Annotated in this window: 10 protein-coding genes; 6 read left to right on the top strand and 4 right to left on the bottom strand. The window is 68.0% G+C overall.

From position 1 onward, the window contains the following. Positions 1-5: 5 nt before the first annotated feature. From QYL93_RS25630 to QYL93_RS25645, 4 genes are all read left to right on the top strand, one after another. Positions 6-1,865 carry an amino acid ABC transporter permease/ATP-binding protein gene (locus QYL93_RS25630; protein ID WP_305746311.1) on the top strand — a complete coding sequence of 620 codons (1,860 nt, stop codon included), beginning with the start codon at positions 6-8 and terminating at the stop codon, positions 1,863-1,865. A gap of 99 nt (positions 1,866-1,964) precedes the next feature. Continuing rightward, positions 1,965-2,894, top strand: coding sequence for an ABC transporter substrate-binding protein (locus QYL93_RS25635; RefSeq protein WP_305746312.1), 930 nt, complete (start codon positions 1,965-1,967; stop codon positions 2,892-2,894). A gap of 8 nt (positions 2,895-2,902) precedes the next feature. Continuing rightward, on the top strand, positions 2,903-3,835 hold the full coding sequence (locus QYL93_RS25640) for an ABC transporter substrate-binding protein (RefSeq protein WP_305746313.1): 933 nt from the start codon (positions 2,903-2,905) through the stop codon (positions 3,833-3,835). A gap of 3 nt (positions 3,836-3,838) precedes the next feature. Continuing rightward, a complete protein-coding gene (locus QYL93_RS25645; protein WP_305746314.1) occupies positions 3,839-4,903 on the top strand; it encodes an LLM class flavin-dependent oxidoreductase in 1,065 nt (354 codons plus the stop codon). A 12-nt stretch (positions 4,904-4,915) separates the two neighbouring features. Here QYL93_RS25645 and mltB read toward each other — a convergent pair whose 3' ends face one another. The 4 genes from mltB to QYL93_RS25665 form a co-directional block, all read right to left on the bottom strand. Beyond that, entirely contained in the window at positions 4,916-6,001 is a 1,086-nt protein-coding gene (gene mltB, locus QYL93_RS25650) for a lytic murein transglycosylase B (protein WP_370877037.1), read from the bottom strand. Between the two features lie 10 nt (positions 6,002-6,011). Continuing rightward, the gene (locus QYL93_RS25655; RefSeq protein WP_305746315.1) at positions 6,012-8,048 is read right to left on the bottom strand and encodes a DUF3488 and transglutaminase-like domain-containing protein; all 2,037 of its coding nucleotides are present in this window, start codon (positions 8,046-8,048) and stop codon (positions 6,012-6,014) included. 70 nt (positions 8,049-8,118) lie between these two features. Beyond that, on the bottom strand, positions 8,119-9,159 hold the full coding sequence (locus tag QYL93_RS25660; protein WP_305746316.1) for a DUF58 domain-containing protein: 1,041 nt from the start codon (positions 9,157-9,159) through the stop codon (positions 8,119-8,121). 11 nt (positions 9,160-9,170) lie between these two features. Next, positions 9,171-10,091, bottom strand: coding sequence for a MoxR family ATPase (locus tag QYL93_RS25665; RefSeq protein WP_305746323.1), 921 nt, complete (start codon positions 10,089-10,091; stop codon positions 9,171-9,173). A gap of 48 nt (positions 10,092-10,139) precedes the next feature. On the opposite strand from QYL93_RS25665, the gene QYL93_RS25670 reads away from it, so the two are divergent. Both QYL93_RS25670 and QYL93_RS25675 read left to right on the top strand, forming a co-directional pair. Beyond that, positions 10,140-11,093 carry a histone deacetylase family protein gene (locus QYL93_RS25670; protein ID WP_305746324.1) on the top strand — a complete coding sequence of 318 codons (954 nt, stop codon included), beginning with the start codon at positions 10,140-10,142 and terminating at the stop codon, positions 11,091-11,093. 18 nt (positions 11,094-11,111) lie between these two features. Beyond that, positions 11,112-11,900 carry an enoyl-CoA hydratase gene (locus QYL93_RS25675; protein WP_305746317.1) on the top strand — a complete coding sequence of 263 codons (789 nt, stop codon included), beginning with the start codon at positions 11,112-11,114 and terminating at the stop codon, positions 11,898-11,900. Positions 11,901-12,063 lie beyond the last annotated feature (163 nt).

Genomic DNA, 12,063 nt, shown 5'->3' on the forward strand with positions numbered 1-12,063 from the left:
CAACCATGTCCAACACCACTACGCTCGATGCATCGCACGCGCTGCCTTCGGGCCCGGCACCTGCCGTGCAGCACCACCCTGCGCCCTCAGGGGCAGTGCCAACTGCGGCGCCCCCCGTGAAAGGCGATTACTCGCACTACAAGGTGGTACCTGCGCGCTACCGCGCACGGGCGGTGGGCACGGCGTTCGCCGCCGTGGTCATCGCGCTGGTGCTGTACTCGGTGTTCACCAACCCGCGCTGGGGCTGGGGGGTGTTCGCCGAATGGTTCTTCGCCGAGCCAGTGCTCGTTGGGCTGGGCCGCACGCTGCTGCTCACGGTGTTGGGCGCGCTGTTCGGCTTCACGCTGGGCACGGCGCTGGCGCTGGCCCGGGTGTCGCGCTCGCCGCTGCTGGCGGGGCTGTCGTGGACCTTCGTCTGGATCTTCCGGTCCATCCCGGTGATCGTGCTGCTGCTCATCATCAACAACCTCGGTTATCTCTATGAGACGGTGAGCCTGGGCGTGCCGTTCACGGGCTGGACGTTCTTTTCGTACCCCACCACGCAGCTCATCAGCCCCTTCGTCGCGGCGCTGATCGGTCTCACGCTCAACCAGGCAGCCTTCGCTTCGGAAATCGTGCGCGGAGGCATCCTGTCGGTGGACCAGGGGCAGCTCGAGGCGGCCGCCGCGCTGGGCCTGCCGCGCCGGCGCCAGGCCTTTCGCATCGTGCTGCCGCAGGCCATGCGCTCCATTTTGCCCAGCGGTTTTAACGACATCATCGGCCTGGCCAAAGGCACGTCCAACGTCTACATCCTGGCGCTGCCCGAGCTGTTCTACACCATCCAGATCATCTACCGGCGCAACCTGGAAGTGATTCCGCTGCTGATGGTGGCCACCGTCTGGTACCTGGTGATCCTCACGGTGCTGTCGGTCATGCAGCACTACATCGAGCGGCATTTCGCCAAGGGCGCGCTGCGCAACCCGCCGCCCTCGCTGTTCACGGCCATCTCGCGGCGCCTGGGGTTCGCACCGAAGGCCGTGCCGCCGCAGGCCCAGCCCGCCGTTGCGGCCGCGCCCCAGGCGGCACCCGCGGGCACCGTGCCACGTTGGAGCGGCGGCCTCACGCGCGGCGGCGAGGTCACGATCCACGGCGTCTCCAAGCACTACGGCGCGCTGCAGGTGCTCAAGGACGTGACGCTCACCGTGCCGCCCGGCAGCGTGACGGTGGTGCTGGGCCAGTCGGGCTCGGGCAAGTCCACGCTGCTGCGCACCATCAACCACCTGGAGCGGGTGGACGGTGGCTTCATCGCCATCGACGGCGAACTGATCGGCTACCGCCAGGATGCCGATACCCTGTACGAGTTGGGCGAGAAGGACATCCTCTCGCGCCGGGTGGACGTGGGCATGGTGTTCCAGAACTTCAACCTGTTCCCCCACCTCACGGTGCTGGAGAACATCGTCGAAGCCCCCATCAGCGTGCGCGGAGTGCTGCGCCCCGAGGCTGAGGCCCTGGCGCAAGAGCTGCTGGCCCGGGTGGGCCTGTCCGACAAGGCGCACAGCTACCCGCGCCAGCTCTCGGGCGGCCAGCAGCAGCGCGTGGCGATCGCGCGGGCGCTGGCCCTCAGACCCAAGGTGCTGCTGTTCGACGAGCCCACTTCGGCGCTGGACCCCGAACTCGTGGGCGAGGTGCTCGACGTGATCAAGGAACTGGCGCGCTCTGGCACCACGCTGATCATCGTCACCCACGAGATCGGCTTTGCCCGCGAGGTGGCCGACACCGTGGTCTTCATGGAGCAGGGCCGGGTGCTGGAGACCGGCACGCCCGAGCAGGTGTTCAACCGCCCCGCGCACACGCGGACCGCAGAGTTCCTGGCCAAGGTCCTGTAGCTCCCCGCTTTCCTTCCTCTTCGCATGCGCGGCGCCTGGCCGAGCGCCAGCCTGCGCGCATGTCCCCCTTTTCTCTTGTCCATTTTGAGGAACCATCCGATGAATTTCACCCGCCGCTCCACCTTACTTGCCCTGGCGCTGGCCGCCGCGACCATGGCCCCCCTGCAGGCCACGGCCCAGGCCGTGGATCTGAGCCCTGAACAGCCCGGGCGCCCGCGCTCGGCCAAGGTCGACGAGGCGCTCAAGCTCGTGGCCAAGGACTTCAAGTTCGCCAAGGAGGGCGTGCTCACCGTGGGCACCACCACCGGACGCCTGCCGTTTGGCGCCTATGCCACCGACAACAAGACCCCCGTGGGCAATGCGCCCGACGTGGCGCAACTGGTCGCGGACAGCCTGGGGCGAAAGCTCGAACTGGTGTCCGTGGCCTGGGCCGACTGGCCGCTGGGCCTGCAGTCGGGCAAGTTCGACGTGGTGATCTCCAACGTCACGGTGACCGAGGAGCGCAAGGAAAAATTCGACTTCTCCACCTACCGCAATGACCAACTGGGCATCTACGTGAAGGCCGACAGCAAGATCGCCGCGATCAGGGAGCCCAAGGACGTGGCGGGCCTGAAGATCATCGTCGGCGCCAGCACCAACCAGGAGCAGATCCTGCTGCGCTGGAACCAGCAGAATGTGGCTGCTGGCCTCAAACCCGTGGAAATCCAGTACTACGACGACGATGTGGTGCTGTACCTGGCCATCCTCTCGGGCCGGGCGGACGCCTACCTCGCGCCCAACGGCATTGCCGCGCACAACGCGCGCGATGGCAAGACCAAGCTGGTGGGCGCCTTCTCGGGCGGCTGGCCGCAGAACGCCGAGATCGCCGTCACCTCGCGCAAGGGTTCGGGCATCGCCGAGGCGGTGACGGCCGCACTCAACGCGCAAATCCAGAACGGCAACTACACCAAGTCGCTGGAGCGCTGGAACCTGCAGTCCGAGGCCATCCAGGTCTCGCGCACCAACCCGCCCGGCCTGCCCAAGAAGTGAGGTACGCCATGACCATACCCTCCCCATCCCTTCGGCGCTGGCTGGCCGCTCTGGCATTGGCTGCATTCGGCGGTGGTGCCCTGGCGCAGACCTTCGATTTCAGCCCCGAGCAGAAGGCGCGGCCGCGCACCGAGCGCAATGCCTCGGCTATCGCCGCCATCCCCAAGGACTTCAAGTTCGCGAAGGAAGGCGTGTTCACCGTGGCGATCGCTCCCTTTGCCCCGCCCATCGCCACCTACGCCACCGATGCGAAGACAGTGGTGGGCTTCGATCCCGACTACGCCCACCTCATCGCCGATGCGCTGGGCCTCAAGCTCGAACTGCTGCCTATCGCCTGGGCCGACTGGCCGCTGGGCCTGTCCTCGGGCAAGTACGATGCGGTCATCTCCAACGTGGGCGTGACCGAGCAGCGCAAGGAGAAGTTCGACTTCTCCACCTACCGCCTGGGGCTGCATGGCTTCTACGTGCGAGCCGACAGCAAGATCACCGCCATCAAGGAGCCCAGGGACGTGGCCGGCCTCAAGGTCATTACCGGCTCGGGCACCAACCAGGAGCGCATTCTTCTCGAATGGAACAAGAAGAACCTGGCGGCGGGCCTCAAACCCGTGGAGATCGTTTACTTCGACGACGACGCCGCGCGCCTGCTGGGCGTGGTCTCGGGCCGGGCCGATGCCAACTTCAACCCGAATGCCCCCCAGGCCTACCACGCGGCCAAGGACGGCAAGATCAAGCTTGTGGGCACGGTGAACGCGGGCTGGCCGCTCAAGTCCGACGTGGCCATCACCACGCGCAAGGGCAGCGGCCTGGCCGATGCGCTCACGCTGGCGGGCAATGGAATCATCCAGAGCGGCAAGTACACGCAGGCGCTGGCGCGTTGGAGCCTGGCGGAAGAGGCGTTGCCGCGCTCGGAAACCAACCCGCCTGGCCTTCCGAAGTTCTGATCCATGCCCATCCGCCATCTCGCCTTTCTCTCGCCGGGCAACTTCCCAGACACCAACCCCTTCGACGGCCTGGAGCACACGCTGCAGCTGTTCGCCTATGGCGAGGCCCTGGGCTTCGACAGTGCCTGGGTGCGCCAGCGCCACCTGGAGCGCGGGGCGTCATCGGCCGCTACCTTCCTCGCTGCCGCGAGCCAGCGCACGCTGCGCATAGCCCTGGGTACGGCCGTGGTGCAGATGGGCTACGAAAACCCGTTTCGCCTGGCCGAGGACCTGGCGACAGTGGACGTACTCTCGCGTGGGCGCCTGCATGTGGGGCTGAGTGCTGGCGCGCCGCCCTTTGGCGCCTTGCTGGGCGAGCGCCTGTTCGACGGCGATGCGGGCAGCATCGACTTCTGGCACGCCCGGGTGGATCGCCTGCGCCGCAACCTGCGGGGCGAGCTGCTCGGCGACGAGGACACCTTTGTCGAAAGCCCCGCAGGCCGCCAGCGGCCACGCCTGCAGCCGTACGCGCCGGGTCTGGCGCAGCGCCTGTGGTACGGCGGCGGCTCGCTGCGCTCGGCCCAGTGGGCGGGCGAGCAGGGCTACCACCTGCTCATCGGCAACATCAATCGGGCCGAGCAGACGGACCGGTTATTCGAGGCGCAGCGTGCGCAGCTCGACCTGTTCCATGCCCGCTGGCGTGCGCGGCAGCCGCAGGCCAGCGTGCCGCGTGTGGCGCTGGGGCGGGTGATCGTGCCGCTCGATGGGGCCGACGCCTCCACCCGCGCGCGCTACCTGGCGTGGGCTGCCACGCGGCAGGCGCGCACCCTGTCCCCCCAGGGCGAGCGGCGCACGCTCTTCGCGCGCGACCTGGTGGGCAGCAGCGACCAGATCCTGCAGTGGCTGCGCGACGACCCGATCCTGCCCCTGGTGCAGGAGCTGCGGCTGGAGCTGCCCTACGACTTCGCGCCCGAGGAATACCGCCAGATCCTGGAGGACACGGCGCGGCTGATCGCGCCAGAGCTGGGGTGGCGGCCGGGGCTGGACGCATGGGGCGTTGAACGAGCGCCAGCGTACGCCACGGCCTGACGGGCAGTCGGGCTACCGCGCCGCCGCCACCTCGCGCCCCAGCTCGATCACGGCCATGGCGTAGTAGCTCGACCAGTTGTAGCGCGTGATGGCGTAGAAGTTCTCCGTGCCCGCCACATAGGTCGGGGTGTCGCCGCCGTTCTGCAGCTCCACCAGCGCCATGGGGCCCGTGTGCTGGGCCCCTACGGCGTCGAGCACCGCGCCCTTGGCCTGCATGCTGGCGGCGCTGAAGGTGGGCAGGATGTCCGGGGCCAGCAAGGTATCGAGCTGCAGGCGCGCAGTGTCGAACTGCACGCCAAAGTGCGTGGGCATGCCGGTGGTCCAGTTGTGGCCCTTGAAGTAGTTGGCCACCGAGCCGATGGCGTCCACCGGGCTCCTGAACAGGTCGACACGGCCATCACCGTCGAAATCGACTGCATAGCGCACCCAGCTCGAGGGCATGAACTGCCCCAGGCCCATGGCCCCCGCGTAACTGCCGCGCGGCTCGAAGGGGTCGATGTTGCTGCGGTTGGTGAGGCTCAGAAACTGCTCCAGCTCGCGCTGGAAGAACTCCCGGCGCTCCTTGGCGCGCGGGTGGGCATTGGGAAAGTCGAAGGCCAGCGTGGCCAGCGCATCCATCACGCGGAAGTTGCCCATCTGCTGGCCGTAGATGGTCTCCACGCCGATGATGCCGACGATGATCTCCACCGGCACGCCGTATTCAGCCTCGGCGCGTTCCAGTGCGTCGCGGTGCTCCTGCCAGAAGCGCACACCCGCACGGATGCGCACCGGGTCGATGAAGCGGCTGCGGTACACGCGCCAGTTCTTGGGCGTGCCCACGGGCGGGGGCAGCATGAGGCGCGGCACCTGGGTCAGCAGGCGTGCCTGGCCGATGGCCTGGCGCACCCACTCGCGGTCCAGGCCGCGCCGGGTGGCCAGGTCGTCGGCAAAGGCCATGGCATCGGGTCGGTTGGCGTAGGGCACGCCGCCCTGCACGGTGGCGTTCGCTGCGGTTTTTTTGGAGGCAGCCTGTTTGGGGGGCTTGGAGGGGCTGGCGAGGGCGGGCAGGGAACAGGCCACGGCCACGCAGGCGATGGCAACGGATTTCAGGAGGCGCATGTCGTTCGGGTCATCGGCCCCGTGCGGAGGGGGGCCAGGGCAGGGTGTTGAATTCGCGGCGCAGGGCGCCAAACTGCTGGGCAGGCTCGGGGGCATAGCGTACCTGCTCCAGCCGCAGCAGCCAGGCGGCCAGGCCGCTGGCGCTGTCACCGAAGTGGGCGGTCACCTGCTGGGCCATGGAGCGGGGCGGCAAGGTATCGGGCAGCACCAGGCCAGCCTTGGCCAGGCGTTGGCGCACGCGCGCCAGCAGGCGTAGCCAGGGGTCGTGCTGGCTGCGCTCCCACAGGGTCCACAGCCCGCCGCCGCCTGCGGCGATCACGATGAGGGCGCCGAGCACGGTGGTCAGGTTCTGCCAGCTCGGTGATTCGAAGCCCAGGGCCTTGAGCAGGTCGAACTGGCTGCTCTGGCTGTAGTTGAGCACCCACTGGCTCCAGCTGTTGTTCACGGCCTCCCAGACAGCGCGCAGGGATTGCACCATTCCGGGGCTGATGGTTCCCATCGCGCTGGCAAATGCGCCCTCGGGGGCCCTGAGGCGCTGGAACTGGCCCACACGGCCTGGTGCCACAGCACCTGTAGGGTCCACGCGCACCCAGCCACGGTTTTCCATCCAGACCTCGGCCCAGGCGTGGGCGTCGGCATTGCGCACGGTCCAGTAGCCGTCCACCGGGTTGCGCTCGCCCCCCTGGTAGCCGGTGACGATGCGTGAGGGCACGTCCAGCGCGCGCATCAGGATCACGAAGGCCGAGGAAATATGCTCGCAAAAGCCTTCCTTGCGGTCGAACCAGAACTCGTCGGCGGTGTGCTCACCGAAGACGCCGGGCTCCAGCGAGTAGCCGTAGCCCCCCGTGCGCAGTCGCTGCAGCACTGCATTGACCAGCACCTGGGTGCTGGCCCCGGCCAGCGCGGGGTCGGCACGCATCTCAGCCGCCAGGGCCAGGGTGCGCGGGTTGAAGCCGGGCGGCAGCTCGGTGTACACGCGCAACTGGCGCAGGGACTCCTGGGGGCCGTGGCGGAATTCGGGGTAGCTCACCGCCTGGTAGCGCATCACGTCAGTGATGGGGCGATTGGTCATCCACTGCAGGTCCTGCGTCATGTAGGCCTGCATGCCGGGCACCTGGGGCGCCTCGGGCGTGGCTTCCAGCACCATCAGCCACGGCTGGCGCTGGGGTTCCAGCGTCACTTCGTAGCGCACCGCCGGCCCGCTGGTCTGCAGGTTGGCGGGCACCGCCACCCGCGCCGCCCAGGCGCTGTCTTCACGGAAGGGCTCGGCCTGCCACTGCCGGCCGTCGAAGGCGGCCATGACCGGCCCGCGAAAATACAGCATCGACTGCTGGGGAATGTCGGTAGGAGCGCCTTCGAAGCGCAGGCGGATCGCCACCCGCTCATCTAGTGCTATCTCTGCCATGTCGCCGATCTTCATGGTGCCCGACAGGCCGCTGCGCCCGGTGAGGTTGTCGCTGGGCATGCCCCACAGCGGCGACATGCGCGGAAACAGCATGAACAGCGCCACCATGATGGGCGCGCCCAGCAGGGCCATGGTGCCCGCCGTGCGGAAGGTCTGCAGCAGGGGTGGGCGCCCCACCGGCATGTGGGCGTTGACCAGCGCCGTCAGCAGGCCCAGCAGGGCGATCAACATGGCCGCTGCGGTGAGCAGCGACTGCGAGAAGAAGAAATTGCTGAGCATCGTGAAGAAGCCCAGGAAGAAGATCACCATGGCGTCGCGCCGTGCGCGCAGCTCCAGGGTCTTGAAGGCCAGCATCATCACCATCAGCGTGACGCCCGCTTCGCGCCCGAGGATGGTGCGGTGCGTGAACAGGGTGCCTGCCACGGCCACCACGACCAGTACCGTCAGCAGCCAGCGCCCGGGCAGCGGCCTGGCCTTCCAGGCCATCCAGCCGCGCCACAGCAGCATGCCGAAGGCCATGGCACTGGCCCAGGCGGGCAGGTTGGCCACCTGGGGCGCGATCACCCAGGCTGTGGCGAAGAGCAGGAACAGCGTGTCCCGCGCGTCGCGTGGCAGGGTGGCGAGGGTCTGGCGCAGGCTCATGGAGCGTCGGTTTTCCGCGAAAAAGGAGGCAAGGGGCAATGCGTTTGGATGGCTTGTTGCCGGCAGAAGTTCAGCACAGCGCCAGCGCCTCCAGGCAGCGGCGGCGGTGGGCGGTGCCGGTATCGGGTTCGATCTCCACGCCGGGCAGGCGCAGGCCGTAGTCCAGGCCCAGGCGGTCGGCCTGCAGCACCCAGGCGGCCAGGCGGGAGATGCGGGCCTCAGGGTCGGGCAGGGCGGCCAGGGCCGGGTCCAGCCACAGCTCGTGGCGCTGGGCCTGCTGCGAATCGCGGCTCACCAGGTCGTCGGTGCCGGTGCCCAGCGTCTTGGCGGCCTTCTTCCAGACTACCAGCTTGAGCGGGTCGCCACGCCGGTAGGCGCGCACGCCATCGAACTCGCCGATGCCTTGCGATGGCGCGCTGCCCGTGCCCGCGCCGCGCGGCTCGCCGGGTGGCAGCGGCGGCGGGGGCAGCTCCGGCGCCGGGTACACCAGCACCTGGGCCGCCGGGCGCCAGTAGGTCCATACGCGAAAGGTTCCCAGCGGGAACCGCGTCTCGGCCGTGAGCGTGGGCACGCGGTGCAGGCCCCGGCGCGGTGGGGCAAAGGCCACATGCACGGTGGAGCTTCCCTGTGCGGGCACATCGGTCCAGGCCCAGTGGTGCGCTTCGCCACCGCCGCCATGCATGGCCAGGCCGATGCCGTAGCGCGTCGTCTTGCGTTCGCTGGACACCTGGACCTCGACGGTGGCGCTGGTCCCCATGAAGTGCGGCTCGGGCGCCTTGAGGTGCAGCGTGATGCCGCGCAGCGTGGCGTGGCAGATGTGCATGCCGATCACCGCGCTGCCCGCCAGCAGAAAGGTCAGCAGGTAGCCCAGGTTGAGCTGGTAGTTGATGGAGGCGATCAACAGGATCAGCAAGGTGAGCGCCAGCATCCAGCCCGCCCCCGTGGGCACGATGTAGACGTTGCGCTGGGTCAGCGTGAGCGTGTCGCTCAGCGGCCGGCGCACCATCCACCAGGCCTCGAAACGCTTGCGCACGCGCGTGAGCGGGTTGAGCGCTGCCAGGGCGGCGCGCAGCCGGCCGGGCGATGGCGTGGGCGATGTGGCGGTTGCCATGTCCCTCGGGCTCAAGGCAAGGGCACGGACTCGGCCATGGCGCGCACCTGCTCCACCGCACCCCGGCCCGCATCGCCCACGGGCACCAGGCGGTGGGCAATGGTCTGGGGCAGCACGGCCTGCACGTCGTCGGGCGCCACATAGTCACGCCCGCTGATCAGCGCCTGCGCCTTGGCCGCGCGCACCAGGGCAATGCCCGCGCGCGGCGACAGCCCCTGCAGGAACCAGCGGCCCGAGCGCGTGGCCGCGATCAGGTCCTGCACGTAGTTGAGCAGCGGGTCGGCGGTGTGCACCGCCAGTACCTGGCGCTGCAGCTCGGCCAGCTCGTCGTCGGACAGCTGGGGCAGCATGGAGTCCACCATGTCGCGCCGGTCGGCACCGGCCAGCAGCACGCGCTCGGCCGCCCGGTCGGGGTAGCCGATGGAGATGCGCATCAAGAAGCGGTCCAGCTGCGACTCGGGCAGCGCAAAGGTGCCGAGCTGGTCGTGCGGGTTCTGCGTGGCGATCACGAAGAAGGGGTGGGGCAGGGCGCGCGTCTCGCCTTCCACCGACACCTGCTTTTCTTCCATGGCTTCGAGCAGGGCACTCTGCGTCTTGGGGCTGGCGCGGTTGATTTCGTCGGCCAGCAGCACCTGGGCGAACACCGGGCCGGGGTGGAACACGAAGGCTTCCTTGCCGCGCTCGTACACCGAGACGCCGGTGAGGTCGCTGGGCATCAGGTCGGCCGTGAACTGCACGCGCGAGAACTGCAGCCCGAAGGTGCGCGACAAAGCATGGGCCAGCGTGGTCTTGCCCACCCCCGGAACATCCTCGATCAGCAGGTGGCCGCCGGCCAGCAGGCAGGCCACGCAGTCCTGTACCTGGGCCTGTTTGCCCACGATCACCGTGTTAAGCTGGTCCAGAAGCGATTTGATTTTGTGCTGGGCATTCATAGTCATAGCGCGACGTTATCCTAAAAGTATGAGACACGGGGATTGACTGTGAGCAAGACGGGCTATTTCACCCACCGCGACTGCTGGAAGCACGAAATGGGCCCCGGGCATCCCGAATGCCCCGAGCGGCTCGATGCCATCGAAGACCGGCTGCTGATCACTGGCGTGGGCGATGCGCTGGACCGGCGCGAGGCGCCCGAGGCGTCCCTGGCCGACATTGAGCTGGCCCACGACCGTCTGCACGTGGCCGCCATGCGCGGCCTGTCAGACCGGCTCAACGAGGAGATCCTGGCCGGCGGCCCGAGCTACTCGCAGCTCGACCCCGACACCTCCATCAACGCCCACACCTGGAACGCCTCGCTGCGCGCCGCCGGGGCCGCCCTGGCCGCCACCGATGCGGTGATGGCGGGCGAGATGGAGAACGCCTTTTGCGCCGTGCGCCCGCCAGGCCACCATGCCACGCGCAGCAAGGCCATGGGGTTCTGCTTCTTCAACAACGTGGCGGTGGCGGCCAAGTACGCACTGCAGCGCTACAACCTGCAGCGCGTGGCGGTGGTCGATTTCGACGTGCACCACGGCAACGGCACCGAGGACATCCTGGCCAATGACCCGCGCGCGCTGATGGTCAGCATTTTTCAGCACCCCTTCTACCCCTATAGCGGCGACCACGATCCCGCGCCCAACATGGTCAACGTGCCGGTGCCAGCCTACACGCGCGGCATGGACATCCGCGAGATCATCGAGATGATGTGGATCCCGCGCCTGGAGGCCTTCAAGCCCGAGATGATTTTCGTGAGCGCCGGCTTCGACGGCCACCGCGAGGACGACATGGGGCAACTGGGCCTGACCGAATCGGATTACTCCTGGATCACCCAGCGGGTGAAGGACATCGCGCAGCGCTATTCCAAGGGGCGCATCGTCTCCTGCCTGGAGGGCGGGTATGTGATGGGGCCTCTGGCACGCAGTGTGGAAGCGCACCTGCGCGTGCTGGCCGACCTGTGATTTTGGGACTGCAATGACATGACGGAATCCGAACAACATCCCCTCCTGCGTGTTGCGCGCGACGCGCGCGGCGTGGTGACCCTGACGCTCAACGACCCTGCGCGCTTCAATGCCCTGGGCTCGGAGATGCTCACCGCCCTGCAGCAGGCGCTCGATGCCGTGGCCCGCGACGAGACGGCGCGCGTGGTGGTGCTGGCAGCCGAGGGCAAGGCTTTTTGCGCCGGCCACAACCTCAAGGACATGGCGGCTCACCCCGATCTGGCCTGGTACCAGCAGCTGTTTGCGCAGTGCAGCCGCATGATGCTGGCCATCCACAAGCTGCCCGTGCCGGTGATCGCCCGGGTGCAGGGGATGGCCACTGCGGCTGGGTGCCAGTTGGTCGCGCAGTGCGACCTGGCTGTGGCGGCCGACAGTGCAACCTTTGCGACTAGTGGGATCAACTACGGTCTGTTCTGCGCCACGCCCAGCGTGCCCTTGGTGCGCAATGTGCCGGCCAAGCGGGCGATGGAGATGCTGTTGACTGGGGATTTCATTGATGCTTCTACGGCTCTGGAGCAAGGGCTGGTGAATCGGGTTGTGTCTGTGGATGGGCTCGATGCTGAGGTGGAGAAGTTCGTGGCGTCAATCCTGCAAAAGCCGCGTGTTGCTGTGGCCATGGGCAAGGCGCTGGTGTACCAGCAGCGGGAGTTGGGGATGGAGGCGGCTTATCAACTGGCGGGGCAGGCGATGGCGGTGAACATGATGGATGGGGAGGCTCAAGAAGGGGCTCGGGCGTTTGTTGAGAAGCGTGCTCCGTCTTGGAGATGATTTTTTAGCGATATGGGTGGTGGTTGCTTCTTTTCTTTTGCTGAGGACGGAGGCCGGGTCTCGGCCCGGCGGCCGAGGTACTTGTTCTTTGCTTCGCCAAAGAAAAGTACCCAAAAGAAAGGCGACCCCGCTGCCCGTGTCCCCACTCGCCCTGTGGGCGAGT

The organism is Acidovorax sp. A1169 (genome assembly GCF_030704685.1).
Classification (GTDB): domain Bacteria; phylum Pseudomonadota; class Gammaproteobacteria; order Burkholderiales; family Burkholderiaceae_C; genus Acidovorax.

What these genes read in the sequence shown, in the direction of transcription:
- QYL93_RS25655 (WP_305746315.1), bottom strand. Translation starts at nt 8,048, where the DNA reads ATGAGCCTGCGCCAGACCCTCGCCACCCTGCCACGCGACGCGCGGGAC.
- mltB (WP_370877037.1), bottom strand. Translation starts at nt 6,001, where the DNA reads ATGCGCCTCCTGAAATCCGTTGCCATCGCCTGCGTGGCCGTGGCCTGT.
- QYL93_RS25660 (WP_305746316.1), bottom strand. Translation starts at nt 9,159, where the DNA reads ATGGCAACCGCCACATCGCCCACGCCATCGCCCGGCCGGCTGCGCGCC.
- QYL93_RS25635 (WP_305746312.1), top strand. Translation starts at nt 1,965, where the DNA reads ATGAATTTCACCCGCCGCTCCACCTTACTTGCCCTGGCGCTGGCCGCC.
- QYL93_RS25640 (WP_305746313.1), top strand. Translation starts at nt 2,903, where the DNA reads ATGACCATACCCTCCCCATCCCTTCGGCGCTGGCTGGCCGCTCTGGCA.
- QYL93_RS25630 (WP_305746311.1), top strand. Translation starts at nt 6, where the DNA reads ATGTCCAACACCACTACGCTCGATGCATCGCACGCGCTGCCTTCGGGC.
- QYL93_RS25645 (WP_305746314.1), top strand. Translation starts at nt 3,839, where the DNA reads ATGCCCATCCGCCATCTCGCCTTTCTCTCGCCGGGCAACTTCCCAGAC.
- QYL93_RS25665 (WP_305746323.1), bottom strand. Translation starts at nt 10,091, where the DNA reads ATGAATGCCCAGCACAAAATCAAATCGCTTCTGGACCAGCTTAACACG.
- QYL93_RS25675 (WP_305746317.1), top strand. Translation starts at nt 11,112, where the DNA reads ATGACGGAATCCGAACAACATCCCCTCCTGCGTGTTGCGCGCGACGCG.